The sequence below is a fragment of the Rhizobium sp. 01N424 genome, assembly GCF_056399485.1.
In genome coordinates this window covers 560,815-577,641 of the sequence record NZ_JBFTRK010000001.1, presented here as the reverse complement: position 1 = coordinate 577,641, position 16,827 = coordinate 560,815, and the positions used below count along the sequence as shown (strand labels likewise).

The window sequence follows — 16,827 nt, the reverse complement described above, 5'->3', positions numbered from 1 at the left end:
GTCTTATCTCCCCTGCTCATCGGCTTTGGCCTGGGCATTCTGGAAGAACACGATCGGCACCACGAGGATCAAGAGAAGAATGGTTGCCACCGCCGAGGAGACCGGCCAGTCGCGGTTCGAATTGAACTCGTTCCACAGCGTCTTGCCGATCATCAGCGTCTGCGATCCGCCGAGCAGATCGGGGATGACGAATTCGCCGACTGCGGGAATGAAGACCAGCATGCAGCCGGCAACGACGCCGGGCAGCGACAACGGGAAGGTGACACGCCAGAAGGCGCGGATCGGCGTGCAGCCGAGATCCTGCGCCGCCTCGATCAGGGTGCCATCCATCTTTTCCAGAGAGGAATAGAGCGGCAGCACCATGAACGGCAGGTAGGAATAGACGATGCCGATATAGACGGCGATGTTGGTGTTCAGGATGATCAGCGGCGTATCGATGATCCCCGTGCCGATCAGCACCTGGTTCAGCAGCCCTTCCGGCTTGAGAATGGCGATCCAGGCGTAGACGCGGATCAGGAAGCTCGTCCAGAACGGCAGGATGACCAGCATCAGCAGCGTCGGGCGGATGCTGCGCGGCGCCTGCGCCATGCCATAGGCGATCGGATAGGCGATCAGCAGCGTCAGGAAGGTCGAGATCCCGGCGATGACAAGGCTCGAGATATAGGCGTTGAAATAGAGCGGATCGTCGATCAGGTAGCTGTAATTGTCGAAGGAGAAGGTCGACATCTTGTCGAGGATGCCGCTCCAGCCGTCGGCAAACGAGAAGGACGGCTCGTAGGGCGGCATGGCAATCGCCGTTGCAGACAGCGATATGCGGAAGACGATGAAGAACGGCGCCAGGAAGAAGATCAGAAGCCACGCATAGGGGATGATCATCACCAGGCGATTGTAGACGGCTGAACCGAGCTTGCCCATGATCAATCCTTCAACAGCACGCCGGCATCTTCGGCGAAGGTGACCCAGACGTCCTGATCGTAGGTGAAGGGATCGTCGACGGCGCGCTGCGCGTTCAGCGACGACGCCTTGACCACCTGGCCGTTCTTCAGCTTGACGTGGAAGACGGTCATGTCGCCGAGATAGGCAATGTCCCAAAGCTCGCCCGAGGATGCGTTGACCGTGGGATTTGCAGGCGGCTGGCGGGTGACCCTGAGCTTCTCGGGACGGATCGCGAACCCGGCGCTGCTGCCCTTTGGGGGCATATCCGATGTTGCGACCTTGATGGTGAGGCCGGCATCGACAGCGAGCTCGACGCTCGTGCCATCGGCGGAGACCACCTTACCGTCGAAGATATTCACATCGCCGATGAAGTCGGCCACGAAGCGGCAGTTGGGCGCTTCGTAGATTTCGGCAGGCGTCGCGACCTGGACGACCTTGCCATGGCTCATGACGGCGATGCGGTCTGCCATGGTCATCGCCTCTTCCTGGTCGTGGGTGACGACGACGAAGGTGAGGCCGAGATTCTGCTGCAGGTCCATCAGTTCGAACTGGGTTTCCTCGCGCAGCTTCTTGTCGAGCGCGCCAAGCGGCTCATCCAGCAGCAGCACCTTCGGGCGCTTGGCGAGCGAGCGGGCGAGAGCGACGCGCTGGCGCTGGCCGCCGGAAAGCTGGTTGGGCTTGCGGGAAGCGAACTGCTCGAGCTTCACCATTTTCAGCATCTGAGACACGCGCTCGCCGATCGCATCCTTCGACATGCCGTCCTGGCGAAGCCCGAAGGCGATGTTCTTTTCGACCGTCATATGCGGGAAGAGCGCGTAGCTCTGGAACATCATGTTGACCGGGCGCTTGTAGGGCGGCGTGCCGGCCATGTCGGTGCCATCCAGAATGATCTCACCCGCGGTCGGCTGTTCGAAGCCGGCCAGCATGCGCAGCAGCGTGGACTTGCCGCAGCCGGATGCGCCGAGCAGCGCGAAGAATTCGCGGTGATAGATATTCAGACTGAGATCATCGACGGCGGTGAAATCGCCGAAGCGCTTGGTGACGTTCTTGAAGGAGATAAAGGGTTTTGCTGCCGGATCGGTCCACGGCGCGAAGGAGCGGCGAATATTGCCAAGAGACTTCATGGTTTTCCCCGAAATTATGATTTGAAAACCGGCGCTCCCCCGACGGCCGGCACGTCAATAAAAGGCCCGGGCGTTGCCGTCCGGGCCGAAGTCTCGATTACTGGCCGGTAACGACCTTTGTCCAGATTCGCGTGACGATGCGCTGCGTCTTCGGATCGAGCGGCGGCACCGTGAACAGCTTGGCCATGACTTCAGGCGTCGGGTAGATCGCCGTGTCGTCGATGACGGCCTTGTCGAGGAACTGCTGCGACGCCTTGTTGCCGTTGGCGTAATAGACGAAGTTCGATGCCTTGGCGGCGACTTCAGGCTTCATCATGTAGTTGATGAAGGCATGTGCCTCTTCGACATGCGGTGCGTCCTTCGGGATACCGAAGACGTCGAAGAAGATCTGCGCACCCTGGTTCGGAACCGAATAGTCGATGGTGACGCCAGCCTTGGCTTCCGCCGCGCGGTCACGCGCCTGAAACATATCGCCGGAATAGCCGAGCGCGATGCAGATATCGCCGTTGGCGAGCGCGCTGATATATTCGGACGAGTGGAACTTGCGCACGAACGGACGGACCGCGAGCAGAACTTCCTGCGCCTTGTCGAGATCGGCCTGCTTCTTGCTATTCGGATCGAGGCCGAGATAGGCAAGCACAGACGGAATGACGTCGGTCGGCGAATCCAGCATGTAGATGCCGCAATCCTTGAGCTTGGCAGCCTTTGCCGGATCGAAGAGCGCGTCCCAGTTCGGCTTCTCGTCCGTTCCGAGGGCGGCCTTCACCTTGTCGACGTTATAGCCGATGCCGGTGGTGCCCCACATGTAGTCGACGCTGTATTCGTTGCCCGGATCGAAGGTGGCAACGCCCTTCATGACGACGTCCCACATATTCGACAGGTTCGGGAGCTTCGACTTGTCGAGCTTCTGATAGACGCCTGCAGCGATCTGGCGCTGCATGAAGGAAACCGTCGGAACGACCACGTCATAGCCGGTGCCACCTGCCAGKAGCTTGGTTTCCAGCGTCTCGTTGGAATCGAAGGTGTCGTAGACAACCTTGATGCCGGTTTCCTTGGTGAAGTCCTCTAGGATCGAGCTGTCGATATAATCGGACCAGTTGTAGACATTGACGACACGCTCCTGGGCGTAGGATGGCGCTGCTGCAAAAATAGCCACGGCGGCTGTTGCCGCGAGCTTTGCGATGACTGACCTCATAATCTCTCCTGTGCCTTTATAATTATTAGGTATCACGCCCCCGAACACCCATTCCCTCTGGATTTTTGGCTAGACTAGAAAGGAATTTGGGAGGCGACAAGCGCTAAATCCGGGTGCTCGCAATGATTTCACCGGTCACTGGAAATCGAAGGCGCTGAGGCCGGTCACCATCTCGTCTAGCCCAAGCGGGCGAGTGACCGGCGGCTCGGCGCGGGCAAGACAGCCTTTTCGCTCACAAAGGCGGCAGGCTGGGCCGATTGCAACTGCATGTGGCGAAGATGACGTGGCCTGGCTGTAGACGGTCGCATCCCGGAACTGCGCGTCGCAGCCGACGAGCACGGCGGTGCGCCTGATCCGTTCGCCGAAGGGCGCGGCAGGGCCTTCGAGCGTTCTCGACACCGTGAGAAAACGGGAGCCATCGGGCGTTTCAGCCGTTTCGGCCATGATCTGTCCCGGCTGCAGCAGAGCGGCGTGTATGCCGAGCTTCGGACAGCCGCCGCCGAAGCGGGCATGCGGGAAACCGGCAGCACCTGCCCGGCGCAGACGGTTTCCCGCGGCATCGACCTCCATCAGGAAAAACGGAACCGCGGCATTGCCGGGACGCTGTAGCATGATCAGCCGGGCGGCGGCCTGCCCGAACGAACAGCCGTAGCGGCTGCGCAGCAGGTCGAGATCGTAGCGCACCGATTTCGCAGCAGCGAGAAAGGCTTCATAGGGCATCATGATCGCCAGCGCCGCCGAGCGCGCCAGCTCGAAGCGGGCAATGCGCTGGGCCTCCGGTGTGGAAAGGCCGAGACCATCGAGCTCCTTGCCGATCGCGGCACGCAGGGCCAGCGTTGCCACTTCGATGGCAATTTCCTGCAGCTGATCGGATGGTGACAACCGCTCGGAGATGAAAAGGCGCATCGAATGCCGGTCGAAACGGCGGCGCAGGTCCGGCATGACATGAACCGGCATGATGCGCACGGTGATGCCGCGGTCCTTCTGCAGCCAGTCCTTTAGCACCTGCTGGAGATCGCCCGATGGCAGCGACATGAAGAATTGCTCGGCGGCATCCTCGATCATGGCGAAATAGGCCGGGCGCCGCTCCAGCACATCGCGGACTTCGTCTGCCGGAAGCCTGGCGCCGGCGGCAGGGACATGCGCGTCGCCGGCCATGAGGGCGCTCAGGTCCGACAGCCGCGCCGCCTGTTCGCGATAGGCACGGTAGAGCTTCACCATGCCGCTTGCCGCGTTCGGCGCCGCCTCGGCGATTTCGACGAGTTCCTGATCGCCCGGCAGCTCACCCGATAGCAGCGCATCGGCAAAGACCTCGCGCAATCCGGCGAGATTGTTGCCGGGTTCGCTTTGGAGATCGTCGAGATCGACCTTGTAGACCGAGGCGAGCTTCAACAGCAGCTGGACCGTCAGCGGCCGCTGATTGCGCTCGATCAGGTTCAGATAGGAGGGCGAGATGCCGAGCGCCTCGGCCATCGCCGTTTGCGTGACGCCCAGGCCGTTGCGGATACGCCTGACTTTCGGCCCCGCGAAGATCTTCCGTTCCATATGCCAACCTTTTACAAATCTTTACAATTTGACAGAGCGACCTTGTAAAACCCGAGGCAATGTAACCTCTTTCCATGCCTAATAATCAAGTATTTTCTAGCCATTTTCGCGTAATTTGTAAATTCTGTCACACAGGCAAACGACGCCAAAGGAGGATACTGTGACTGAGTTTGACAAGCTGATCCGCAACGCACCGGCTGGCCGTTTCGACGGTATCGAGCGCCCCTATTCTGCAGAGGACGTCCGGCGTCTGCGCGGTTCCGTGGCGATCAGCCATTCGCTGGCGGAGATCGGCGCCAACAGGCTCTGGGAGCTCTTGCGCCGGGATGATTTCGTCAATGCACTCGGCGCCCTCTCGGGCAATCAGGCGATGCAGATGGTGCGCGCCGGGCTGAAGGCGATCTATCTTTCCGGCTGGCAGGTGGCGGCTGATGCCAACACGGCGTCCGCGATGTATCCGGACCAGTCGCTTTATCCTGCCAATGCCGGCCCCGAGCTTGCCAAGCGCATCAACCGCACGCTTCAGCGCGCCGACCAGATCGAGACCTCGGAAAACAAGGGATTGTCGGTCGAGAGCTGGTTCGCGCCGATCGTTGCCGATGCCGAGGCCGGCTTCGGCGGGCCGCTGAACGCCTTCGAGATCATGAAGGCCTATATCGAGGCGGGTGCGGCCGGCGTTCACTTCGAGGATCAGCTGGCATCAGAAAAGAAATGCGGCCATCTGGGCGGCAAGGTTCTGATCCCGACGGCGGCCCATATCCGCAACCTCAACGCCGCGCGTCTGGCGGCCGACGTCATGGGCGTTCCGACGCTGGTGATCGCCCGCACCGACGCCGAGGCGGCCAAGCTCCTGACCTCGGATATCGACGAGCGCGACCAGCCTTTCGTCGATTACGATGCCGGACGCACGGTCGAGGGCTTCTATCAGGTGCGCAACGGCCTAGAGCCCTGCATCGCCCGCGCCGTGGCCTACGCGCCCTATTGCGATCTCATCTGGTGCGAGACATCGAAGCCGGATCTCGAGCAGGCACGGCGCTTTGCCGAGGGCGTGCACAAGGTGCATCCGGGCAAGATGCTCGCCTATAACTGCTCGCCGTCCTTCAACTGGCGCAAGAACCTCGACGAAGCGACGATCGCCCGGTTCCAGCGCGAGCTCGGCGCCATGGGCTACAAGTTCCAGTTCATCACCCTTGCCGGCTTCCACCAGCTGAATTTCGGCATGTACGAGCTGGCGCGCGGCTACAAGGACCGGCAGATGGCGGCCTATTCCGAGCTGCAGCAGGCGGAATTCGCCGCCGAGGCCAATGGCTATACGGCGACGAAGCATCAGCGGGAGGTCGGCACCGGTTACTTCGATGCCGTATCGCTCGCCATCACCGGCGGCCTGTCCTCGACGACAGCGATGCGAGAATCGACCGAACACGCACAGTTCAAACCCGCAGCGGAATGACCGCGCAACAGGAGGAGAAGACAATGGCTTCCATCTCACGTGTCCGCGAACGCGCGGAAGAGCAGGCATCGACGATGACGCCGGACCAGCAGAGCATGATCCGCATGCTGGCCAACGATCTGCACCGGCTCAACGCGTCGGTCATGAAGGCGGTCGAGTCCGGAGTTTCCGTAGAGCTTGTCCGGTCCGCCCGTCATCACGGGGGCGACGGCAACTGGGGCGATCTGATGATCCCGGTTGTCGTTGCCAACCGCGCCTAAAGGAGGAGAAGGCGCCGGAAAAACCGGCGCCTTCTGCGTCATTTGACGCAATTGTCAGTCCCGGCAAAGGCGAGCATAATGTCTTCAAGCTCTTATGGGACATCATATGCCTGCAATGATACGCGCGGACGTGCAGTCCCTGACCGACTTGGTCTATGGGGCACTGCTCGGGGAAACCAGCTGGCAGGATTTTCTGGATACGCTGAACACGCGCATGCCGGATGGAAAATCGACGCTGTTTTTTCACGATGCCGTTCTCGGCTCCGGCGGACTGTCGCTTTCGTCGGGTCTCGATGGCTCGGCAGCCGAAGCCTACAACACGCATTTCAGCACCGTGAACCCGTGGATGGCGAAGGCGGCCGTGCGCCCAGTCGGGCTCGGCGTGATCGCCGATCAGATGCTGCCGCATGAAGAGCTGCTGAAAACCGAATTCTATCACGATTACCTGCGCAGCATCGATTGCCGCAGCAGCATCGGCGTGACGATCATGCGGGAGAAGGGCCGGTCCTTCAATCTCTCGACGCTCACCTCAAGCACCGACACCGGCTATAACCGCAGCAATGCGCAGGTGCTGACCGAGCTTGCCCCGCATCTTCGGCGGGCCTTCGATTACCTGCGCCGCGAGCGAAGCAACGAGGCAGGCGGCAAGCCGCTACTCGATGCGATCGGCGTCGGGCTGATTTATCTCGGCGAGGAGCGCAAGGTGCGCTCGATGAATGCTGCCGCACAAAGGCTGCTCACCGAAGGCTGCGGCATCAGTGTCACGCCGACCGGGCGGCTCAATGTCAACGACGCCGGTATCAACGAGCAGCTGCGCGCGACCGGCCATTCCAGCGAGCCGCTGCAGCCGGTTTGCAGCGGGCGTATCGGCAATGTGAAGTATACGCTGGTTCGGCTGCAATCGGATTTCATGAGCGAGTTCCTGCAGGAGCCGACATCAGCGCTGATCATCGAACGCTCCGGAGGCACCTGCGCCCATCTGAACGACAGGCTGAACGGCAACGAGCACCTGACCGCGGCCGAACTGCGCATTGCCTCCTCCATCGCCAGCGGCCTGTCGCTGCGCGATACGGCGAAGCTCAACGACATCAGCTACGAGACGGCGCGCTCGCACCTGAAGAACATCTTCTCCAAGCTTGGCGTCAACAGCCAGGTGGCGCTGGTGCGGCGGCTGATCCCCTAACGCTAGCTGCGGCTGGCGCGCTTTCCGGCGAAGAGGTCGGAATAGCTCTTCAACAGCTTCGTCATGCGATCGGCAACCGCGCGGATTTCCGGCCGGTGGCGGTCTTCATTGTTCATGACGATCCACTGGCGATGCCGCAACTCCGGGATTTCGGCGCCGAGACGCTGTAGCTCAGGATCGAGATCGCCGACGAAACAGGGCAGGACCGCCCTGCCCGCACCCGCCCGCACCAGATCCGGCAGCGATCGCGGCCGGTTGACGGTGGCGGCGATCGGGCCGGATGCGTTGCGATAGGGCCAGCGCAGATAGCCGGAGATCGCCTCGTCTTCGGCAACGGCCACCCATTGCTCGGCGGCCTCGGCGGCATTGCGCCTGACATAGACGGCATAGGCGACCTCGCCGAGCAGGCGGGCGGCGAGATTCGCCTCTTCGGGCTCGAAGGCTCGGATGCCGATATCGCTTTCGCGGTAGGAGAGATTGGCCCGCGTTTCGCCGATTGTCAGCGAGACGGAGAACGGATCGCCAGGCATGCGGATCGCTGAAAAATTCTCGGTCAGCAGCCAGGCCACCCAGGTTCCGGCTGCCACCCTGACCGTTGCCCCACCCTCGCCCGACTGCCGCCAGGCATCGATCTTGCGGGCAGCGGCTTCCATTTCCTGCAGATGGTCGAGCAATGCCTGTCCGTCCGGGGTCAGGCGATACCCGGTCTGGCTGCGGACAAACAGCGTCCGGCCGGTGTCCTGTTCGAGTTCGAGCATGCGGCGGCCAACCGTTGCCGGGCTGAGACCGCTGGTACCGCTCGCGCCCGTCAGCCCGCCGAGGCGCGCCACCTGCAAGAAAAGCTGATAGGAATCCCAGGTCGTGTTTTTCATCGGTGAAAATCGTATGCCGATTTCACCTGTTTAAGAAGCGATTTTTGATGTGTATCTGAAGTGATGTCTCTTGAAACGGAGGACATCACCATGATCGACCAGATCACCATCGCAAACATGCTTGGCCTATCGCAGGCCGCACATATCTCCCGCCCTTCATCCGAAGATGCATTCTACGAGGAGTATGGCAATTCGCGGATCGTCCGTGCCGTTACCTGGCTGACGGAGATTGGCATGAAAAACAAAGGCCGCGCTGATGAGGCGCGGCCCGGAAACATTCATTCAATGCATGCCGATCAGGCGGCCCGTCTTGCCGGACGGTGAGCTGCGGCACCGTTGCCGATGCGGAACTGCTGGAGCAGGCCCATCAGAGCGTCGGCTTCGTCGGCGAGCTGGCGGCTTGCCTGCGTCGTCTCCTCGACCATCGAGGCGTTTTTCTGGGTCATCTGATCCATGGCGTTGACCGAACCGTTGACTTCCTGGAGAGCCGCCGACTGGTCCTGGCTGGCCGTGGCGATCGTCTCGACATGCTTGCTGATGACAATGATTTCCTGGCTGATCGAGGCGAGAACATTGCCGGTCTTCTGTACCAGCTCCGAACCTGCCGTCACTTCGCGGGTCGATTTCTCGATCAGGCCCTTGATCTCGCGGGCGGCATCGGCCGAGCGCTGCGCCAGTTCGCGGACTTCCTGCGCGACAACGGCGAAGCCCTTGCCCGCTTCACCCGCACGGGCCGCTTCGATACCGGCATTCAGCGCCAAGAGATTGGTCTGGAAGGCGATGTCGTCGATGACTTCGATGATCTGTTCGATCTTCTGCGAGGCTTCCTCGATACGGCCCATGGCGGCCACGGCATCGCCGACGACGGCGCCGGAGCTGTCGGCGGTCTTCTTGGTCAGCGCCACTGTGTTGTTGGCCTCGCGGGCCCGCTCCGCGGAAGAGCGGACGGTAACGGTGATTTCCTCGACAGCGGCAGCCGTCTCTTCAAGATTGGCGGCCTGCGCCTCGGTGCGCTTCGAGAGCTCACCTGCAGAGGCCAGCATCGCGCCGCTGTTGCGCTGGATGGCGTTGGCATTGTCGCGGATGCTCGACAGCGTGTCCTGAAGACGCAGCAGCGAGCTGTTGAAATCGACGCGCAGCTGCTCGAGGCGGCCGACGAACGGCGTTTCGATGGTTTCCGAAACATCGCCCTGCGCCAGACGGCCGAGACCGGCGGCGAGCTGGTTGACAGCGAAGTCGATCTGGCCGTCGAGCGTGCGCTTGTCAGCGTCGTTGCGGGTGCGCTCGGCCTCCGTCAGCGCGCGCTGTTCGGCAGCCTGGGTTTCCAGATCCTGGCGTGCCTTGGCGCTGTCGCGGAAGGCTTCCAGCGCCCGGCCGATCTCACCGAATTCGTTGCGCTTGTCGACGCAGGGAATGGCGCCGGAGAGATTGCCCGAGGAGATCGCATGCACCGTCTTCGTCAGCGCCTGGAGCGGGCTGACCGTGCGGCGGATGGCGAAGAAGGCAAGCAGGCTGACGGCCAGCATGACGGCAGCACCTGCGCCGATGACGAGGACCTGCAGATGCTGCAGCCGGGCGAAATAGACTTCCATCGGAATGCCGATGAAGAGGATGCCGGTATTGGCGCCGGCGGCATTCTTCACCGGGAAATAGCCGGTCATGTAGTTCTTGCCGAACAAGACAGCCGGGCCGTAATAGGCGTCGCCCTTGGCAAGCACCGTCTGCGCCGGATGATCGGCGGCAAGCTTGGTTCCGACGGCGCGGCTGCCGTCTTCCTTCTTCACATTGGTCGAGACGCGCACATAGTCGCCGCCCTGCTTGTCGAAGATCGTCGCCACGCCGGCGATCGACTGAGCGGTACGATCGACCAGCGAGTGGTCGGTGAATGCGGGGATCTTTTCTTCGGTGACGGTGGCGAGCTGCGAATCCGTGACCGTGATGGTGGCGCTCTGATCGCCTGCGCCATAGAGGATGGCCATGGTGCGGTTTGCGTCCCTGGCATCGGAGACGGCGTTGTCCATCACATAGCGGCTGAGGTCGTAATAGGTCACGGCAACGATCGCGCCGGTGCTGACCACAAGCAGACTGAGTGTGATCGCGACCGCCTGGCGGACGATGGATGTCGAGAAAAAGCGCAGCATGAGGGCCCTCTGCAAGATGAATTGCAGATACTCTATGCGTTAAACGTTAAAGAAAATTTTCCGCTAATTATCTGAAAAAATGCAATAAATTTCATAAGTATGATAATTTACCTATGTCTTTTCCCACATCGGTAGAAAATGTGGCCTGCCGCGGGCGGAACACAACCATGGCGGATATTTTCCAAGTCATTGACGTTGTTCGACAAACAGAAAACGGCGCCTCGCGGCGCCGTTTTCTTCATCTGGTTTTCGGCTGGGATCAGGCAGCGCGGTAATAGGCCGTGTGCGATTCGCCTTCGATCTTGAACTGCTGCACGAGAGTAAGCAGGCTGTCTGCCTGGGAAGCGAGTTCGCGGCTTGCCGCCGTCGTCTCTTCCACCATGGCGGCGTTCTGTTGGGTCATCTGGTCCATCGAGTTGACGGTGGCGTTGACTTCCTGCAGCGCGCCCGACTGATCGTGGCTGGCGCGGGCGATCATTTCGACATGCTGGCTGATGGTGACGATCTGCGCGCTGATCTTCGCCAGCACTGTGCCGGTTTCCTGCACCGACTGCGAACCGGAGCTGACTTCCGTCGTCGACTTGTTGATCAGGCCCTTGATCTCCTGCGCGGCAGCGGCGGAGCGCTGGGCAAGCTCGCGGACTTCCATCGCGACGACAGCAAAGCCCTTGCCCGCCTCACCAGCGCGCGCAGCTTCGATACCGGCGTTCAGCGCCAGCAAGTTGGTCTGGAAGGCGATCTCATCGATGACGCCGATGATCTGCTCGATCTGGCGCGACGCATCCTCGATACGGCCCATGGCATCAATCGCCTTGCCGACGACAGTCGCCGAGTCATCGGCGCTGCGCTTGGCCTGGCGGACGATCTGGTCGGCATCCTTGGCGCGCTCGGCAGACGAGCGGACGGTAACGGTGATCTCGTCGACGGCGGCGGCGGTCTCTTCGAGCGAGGCAGCCTGCTGCTCCGTACGCTTGGCGAGATCCTCGGCCGACTGGGCCATCTGGTTGCCGTTGCCCTGGATCATCTGCACATTATCGCGGATCTGGCTCATGGTCTCCTGGAGACGGAACATCGAGCCGTTGAAGTCTTCACGCAGCTGTTCGAGGCGGCCGATGAACGGCGTGTCGATGGTCGTGGAGATATCGCCCTGCGACATGCGCTGCAGACCGGCGGCGAGTTCGTTGACCGCATATTCGATCTGACGGTCCATCTCGCGCTTTTCGGCATCGTTGCGCTGGCGCTCGTGCTCGGCAGCCTGACGCTCCTCGTCGCTCTGCTCCTCGATGCGGATCTTGGAGATCGCATTCTCCTTGAAGATGCCGAGGGCGCGGGCGATGTCGCCGATTTCGTCGTAGCGCTGTTCACCGGAGATATTGGTGTCGAGCGCACCATCGGCGATGCGGCGCATCGCGGCGGTGATCTGGCCGATCGGGCGCTGCAGGGTGAGAACCAGGGCGATGCCGCCGATGATCGAGACCAGAATGCCGAGGCCTGTGGTGCCGACGGAGATGCTGTTCGCCTGCTCGCGCTCGGCGCCGGCCGTCTGCTTCTGCAGTTCGGCGAAGCTGGTCAGCTGACCCCAGACACTGTCGAGCTCCTGGCGGGCAGCGGCGTAATCGCTGATGCGCTGATTGATGACATCGACGAGGCTCTGCGCGTCCTTGTCCATCGAGACGAGTGCAGGGGTAATCGCCGAGATGATGTCACCGGCAAAGTCCATGCCCTTGGCGCTGGCCTGCAGCGTGTTCAGCATGGTGTTGAGGGTCGAGATTTCCTGGTTCAGGCGAACCCGGTTCTCCTTGGTCGGCTTGGCGCTGAAATCGGCGAGCACCAGCTGCAGCGAATAGATCGACGTTTCCAGACGGCGGGTGTCTTCCAGAACCGAATTGGTCTGCGCGATACGGCTGTCGAGCTGAACGAAGGTGGTCGTCGCTTCGCGCATCATCTGCGTGGCGGTCAGCTGCGTGTAGGTGGACATCTGGCGGAAGCGGGAAACGAGACGGCCGAGATTGGCAACGCCGTCATCGGAGCCGGCATCGGGTGCGGCGGCCTGCGTCTTCAGATCGCTGATGGTCTGGGCCATCGACTGCGTCATGCTCTTCTGGTTCTGCGGAACCGAGATTTCGATCATCCGCTGAGCCTTGATGATCGTCGGCAGCGCCGTCGTCACGACCTTCAGCTTGTCGGCAGGAAGCTGCGCCTTGTTGAAGTCGTTCATGGCGGTTGCCAGCGTATCGCCGCCCTTCAGCAGACGGTCGGCGGCGCGAAGCGTTGCAGTCGCGTTGCCTTCGTCCGTGCGCACGCTCTCTTCGAGCTGACGCGCGTCGTAGCTGACGTTGAAGCGGTTGGTGATCATCACCTTCTGGGCGTCGTCTATCTGCTTGCGAAGCGCGACTTCCTGGTCATGCAGCGTCCAGAGTTTGCCGACGGTGCCCGAAATGGCGCTGGTGCCGTCCATCGCAGCCTGCAGATTGTCGCGGCCGGCATTCTCGCCGATCTGAGACAGGGTGGCGTTCAAAGTTTCGCCCTGTGTCTTAATATCCGCGTAGAGCTTGTCGCGAGCCTGCTCGTTGGTGTTCTGCAGGAAGTCATCCATGGAGCCGTAGAGATCCTTGAAGCCGCTCAGCGACTGCAGAATGCTGTTCGAAATCTCCATGCGCCCTTGCAGCATGCCGGAGGCATAAAGGCCGGTGAGGCCGACCGCCGAGATGGCGACGACGAAAGGCAGAACGAAGATCAGGACCTTCGTCTTGATCTTGAAGCGCGACAGGATCTTATCAATGAACATGGCTATACCGGCCTTCCATACACCACTCCTCCCACCGGCTGCTGTTGCGGCGCCGGTCGAGTGCATCGAGCTGACTTTTTTGGAATAATGGGAAACCCGAGGGCTCAGGCGGCAATCATTGCCAAGTCATCGCCGCGCGAAACGGGATGCCCATAGTTTCAGCAAGTGTGACAGAAGAGATATTAATTTTCGGATAAGCCAAATCGTTTGAAATGGCCTTTCCGATCAAGGCCATGCGGCTGCACGCCAAGGGCAGACCGCAAATTATATGATAATTCGGAAAGGTCAGACGGCGTGCGCGATCACCAAGGCGATAATCGCAGCGGTTGCGCCGGTGGCGAGCATGAGAAAGCGGAGCGTCGCGAGTTTCGTGTCAGGCTTTGCCTGGGCGATTGCGATGGCGCGGGCGCGGCGTGTGTTCCTATTCATCTAAAGGACCTCACTTTTCTCAATACTGTAACAATCCATCAAAATGGCTGTGCGGTAAAGCTTTAAATGGGAAGCTTGTTCCATCGTTGCCATTGAGACACGATGGCGCACCCGGCTTAAGAAGTCTTGAATCTATTTGCCCGGATTCGAGCCTATAAAGATTCACCTGCCGCAAAGCCCGAGGCCCAGGCCCATTGGAAGTTATAGCCGCCGAGCCAACCCGTGACGTCCACGCATTCGCCGATGAAATAGAGGCCCGGAACCGTCTTGGCTTCCATGGTCTTCGAATCTAGCGCTGATGTATCGATGCCGCCGAGCGTCACTTCCGCCGTGCGGTATCCTTCGGAGCCGGACGGCTTGACCGTCCAGTTCTGGGCGGCATCGGCAAGCCTCGCCAGCGCCTTGTCGGAGAGGTCGGCCATGTTGCCGGAAATGCCTTCGCGCTCGGCCAGATATTGGGAGAGACGCTTCGGCAGGATTTCCGCCAGCGCCGTCTGAGCCGACTGGCGGCCATTCGTCTGCTTGGCTTTCTTCAGATGCTGGAGCAGATCGACATCGGGTTCGATATCGACGGTGATCCCCTCGCCTTCGCGCCAGTAGGACGAGATCTGCAGGATGGCCGGACCGCTGAGGCCACGGTGGGTGAAAAGCAGCGCTTCCCGGAATGCCGTCTTGCCGTGGCGGATTTCTGCCGGGGCGGCGATGCCCGAGAGCGGTGCAATCGCTTCCAGCAGGACCGGATCAAGCGTCAGCGGTACCAGGCCTGGGCGGGTCTCGGTCATCGCAAGCCCGAACTGCTCGGCGATGCGATAGGCAAAGCCGGTGGCGCCCATCTTCGGGATCGACTTGCCGCCGGTGGCGATTACCAGCGAGGCGCACTCGTAGGCGCCTTCCGAGGTATCGACGCGAAAACCTTCGTCAGTCTTCTCGACACCGAGGATTTCCGTGCGCAACTGCCACTCGGCACCGGCCGCCCGCATCTCGTCGAGCAGCATATGGATGATGTCCTTGGCGCTGTCGTCGCAGAACAGCTGGCCGAGCGTCTTCTCGTGCCAGGCGATCTTGTGCCTGTCGACCATGGCGACGAAATCGGCGGGGGTGAAGCGAGCGAGGGCCGATTTGCAGAAATGCGGGTTGGCGGAGAGAAAATTCTTCGGCCCGGCATGGATATTGGTGAAATTGCAGCGCCCGCCGCCAGAGATGCGGATCTTCTCGCCGGGGGTCTTGGCATGGTCGAGAACCAGAACGGAGCGGCCACGCTGGCCGGCGCGGATGGCACACATCATGCCGGCGGCGCCCGCGCCGATGACGATTACATCGCTCTTCCGTCTCAAGCCGGTTTCCTTCCGTAAAGGGTGCCTTCTTTTTCTATCAAATGGCGAAAGTCAACGCCTCTACCCCCCTCGCCAATTGCCAAACTCTGGCTATTATGGCCTTCCGATCAACGTAACCGGTGTGTCATGTCTCCAAAAAAGACAACGCTTAAGCCTGCCAAGAACGTTAGCCTCACGATCAAGACTCCCCCTGACCCTGGGTCGTCGCGCGGCGTAGCGAACTGGAAGGAAGCGGCACAGTGGCTACGGGCACGCGGCATCGAAGACATCGAATGCATCACCCCCGACCTCGCCGGCGTTCCGCGCGGCAAGATGATGCCGACATCGAAATTCACCTCGAACACCTCGCTTGCACTGCCTTCGGCAATCTACCGCCACACAATCTCGGGCGCCTATCCCGAAGAGACGGAAAGCTTCCGCTATGAGCCGCGCGACAGCGACCTCAAGCTCGTTCCCGATCTTTCGACGCTCTCCGTCGTGCCATGGGAAACCGACCCGACGGCGCAGGTGATCTGCGATATCGTCAATTCCGATGGCGGCGAAGTGTCCTACACGCCGCGCAACGTCCTGAAGCGGATCATGGGCCTTTACAGTGCCCGCGGGTGGAAGCCGGTTGTCGCACCTGAAATCGAGTTCTATCTGGTCGCCACCAACGATGACCCCGATTATCCGCTGCATCCGCCGAAGGGCCGTTCGGGCCGTTCGATCCTCGGCGGACAGGGCTATTCGATCGCCGGGATCAACGAGTTCGACGAGCTGATCGACGACATCTACCATTTCTCGGAGAAGCAGGGCCTCGAGATCGATACGCTGATCCATGAAGAAGGTCCGGCGCAGCTCGAAATCAACCTGCGCCACGGCAATCCGATCGAGCTTGCCGACCAGGTGTTCATGTTCAAGCGCACGATCCGCGAAGCGGCGCTGAAGCATGGCATCTTCGCGACGTTCATGGCCAAGCCGATGCAGGGGCAGCCGGGTTCGGCGATGCATATCCATCAGTCGGTGGTCAACGAAGAGACGGGGAAGAATGTCTTCTCCAATCCGGATGGCTCACCCTCGAAGGAGTTCTTCCACTTCATCGGCGGCATGCAGAAATACGTGCCGAGTGCGCTGGCGATGCTGGCGCCCTACGTCAACTCCTACCGCCGCCTGGCGCCGAACATGTCATGCCCCGTCAACAACGCCTGGGGCTACGACAACCGCACGACGGCCTTCCGCGTTCCGGTTTCCGATCCGCAGGCACGCCGCGTCGAGAACCGGCTGCCGAGCTCGGATGCCAATCCCTATCTGGCGCTGGCGGCCTCGCTGGCTTCGGGTCTGCTGGGGATCATGAAGGAAATCGAGCCGACGGCACCGACAGAAGATGCCGCCAACGAAGGCTCGATCGACCTGCCGCGCGGATTGCTGGAAGCCGTGGCGCTGATGGAAGACGAGCCGGCCTTCGAAGAGGTGTTCGGCGCGGAGTTCATCGGGCTCTATGCCGGGGTCAAGCGCGGCGAGTTCGAGACCTTCATGGAAGTGATCAGCCCCTGGGAGCGCGAGTTCCTGCTGCTCAACGTGTGAGGAGGCA

Annotated in this window: 14 protein-coding genes; 5 read left to right on the top strand and 9 right to left on the bottom strand. The window is 61.2% G+C overall.

What is annotated here, in order from left to right:
• Positions 1-3: 3 nt before the first annotated feature.
• The 4 genes from AC1DNK_RS02935 to AC1DNK_RS02920 all read right to left on the bottom strand — a co-directional run bounded on the left by AC1DNK_RS02935 (position 4) and on the right by AC1DNK_RS02920 (position 4,800).
• Positions 4-915 carry an ABC transporter permease subunit gene (locus AC1DNK_RS02935; RefSeq protein WP_112387654.1) on the bottom strand — a complete coding sequence of 304 codons (912 nt, stop codon included), beginning with the start codon at positions 913-915 and terminating at the stop codon, positions 4-6.
• Between the two features lie 2 nt (positions 916-917).
• Positions 918-2,060 (bottom strand): ABC transporter ATP-binding protein, encoded by a 1,143-nt coding sequence (locus AC1DNK_RS02930; RefSeq protein ID WP_112513926.1) that lies wholly within the window; start codon positions 2,058-2,060, stop codon positions 918-920.
• A 97-nt stretch (positions 2,061-2,157) separates the two neighbouring features.
• The gene (locus tag AC1DNK_RS02925; protein WP_477939207.1) at positions 2,158-3,255 is read right to left on the bottom strand and encodes a polyamine ABC transporter substrate-binding protein; all 1,098 of its coding nucleotides are present in this window, start codon (positions 3,253-3,255) and stop codon (positions 2,158-2,160) included.
• Between the two features lie 135 nt (positions 3,256-3,390).
• Entirely contained in the window at positions 3,391-4,800 is a 1,410-nt protein-coding gene (locus AC1DNK_RS02920; protein WP_477939205.1) for a helix-turn-helix domain-containing protein, read from the bottom strand.
• Between the two features lie 160 nt (positions 4,801-4,960).
• Here AC1DNK_RS02920 and aceA point away from each other — a divergent pair, with 160 nt between their 5' ends.
• From aceA to AC1DNK_RS02905, 3 genes are all read left to right on the top strand, one after another.
• A complete protein-coding gene (gene aceA / locus AC1DNK_RS02915) occupies positions 4,961-6,250 on the top strand; it encodes an isocitrate lyase (RefSeq protein ID WP_112513929.1) in 1,290 nt (429 codons plus the stop codon).
• A gap of 23 nt (positions 6,251-6,273) precedes the next feature.
• The gene (locus AC1DNK_RS02910) at positions 6,274-6,510 is read left to right on the top strand and encodes an SMc00767 family acetate metabolism repressor (RefSeq protein WP_112387649.1); all 237 of its coding nucleotides are present in this window, start codon (positions 6,274-6,276) and stop codon (positions 6,508-6,510) included.
• A gap of 106 nt (positions 6,511-6,616) precedes the next feature.
• On the top strand, positions 6,617-7,693 hold the full coding sequence (locus AC1DNK_RS02905) for a helix-turn-helix transcriptional regulator (protein WP_477939202.1): 1,077 nt from the start codon (positions 6,617-6,619) through the stop codon (positions 7,691-7,693).
• A gap of 2 nt (positions 7,694-7,695) precedes the next feature.
• Here the strand turns inward: AC1DNK_RS02905 and AC1DNK_RS02900 are convergent, their stop codons facing one another.
• A complete protein-coding gene (locus AC1DNK_RS02900) occupies positions 7,696-8,565 on the bottom strand; it encodes a LysR family transcriptional regulator (RefSeq protein ID WP_112513931.1) in 870 nt (289 codons plus the stop codon).
• Positions 8,566-8,655: 90 nt separating this feature from the next.
• On the opposite strand from AC1DNK_RS02900, the gene AC1DNK_RS02895 reads away from it, so the two are divergent.
• Entirely contained in the window at positions 8,656-8,889 is a 234-nt protein-coding gene (locus tag AC1DNK_RS02895) for a hypothetical protein (protein WP_477939200.1), read from the top strand.
• Here the strand turns inward: AC1DNK_RS02895 and AC1DNK_RS02890 are convergent.
• From AC1DNK_RS02890 to AC1DNK_RS02875, 4 genes are all read right to left on the bottom strand, one after another.
• Positions 8,862-10,706: a methyl-accepting chemotaxis protein gene (locus AC1DNK_RS02890; RefSeq protein WP_477939198.1), complete on the bottom strand. Its 1,845-nt coding sequence runs from the start codon at positions 10,704-10,706 to the stop codon at positions 8,862-8,864. The genes AC1DNK_RS02895 and AC1DNK_RS02890 overlap by 28 nt on opposite strands.
• A gap of 259 nt (positions 10,707-10,965) precedes the next feature.
• Complete coding sequence (locus AC1DNK_RS02885; RefSeq protein WP_112513934.1) at positions 10,966-13,494, bottom strand: methyl-accepting chemotaxis protein; 2,529 nt, start codon at positions 13,492-13,494, stop codon at positions 10,966-10,968.
• Positions 13,495-13,779: 285 nt separating this feature from the next.
• On the bottom strand, positions 13,780-13,923 hold the full coding sequence (locus AC1DNK_RS02880; RefSeq protein ID WP_310292842.1) for a hypothetical protein: 144 nt from the start codon (positions 13,921-13,923) through the stop codon (positions 13,780-13,782).
• Positions 13,924-14,075: 152 nt separating this feature from the next.
• A complete protein-coding gene (locus AC1DNK_RS02875; RefSeq protein WP_477939868.1) occupies positions 14,076-15,209 on the bottom strand; it encodes a BaiN/RdsA family NAD(P)/FAD-dependent oxidoreductase in 1,134 nt (377 codons plus the stop codon).
• Between the two features lie 174 nt (positions 15,210-15,383).
• Here AC1DNK_RS02875 and AC1DNK_RS02870 point away from each other — a divergent pair, with 174 nt between their 5' ends.
• Positions 15,384-16,820, top strand: coding sequence for a glutamine synthetase family protein (locus tag AC1DNK_RS02870; protein WP_477939196.1), 1,437 nt, complete (start codon positions 15,384-15,386; stop codon positions 16,818-16,820).
• Positions 16,821-16,827: the final 7 nt, after the last annotated feature.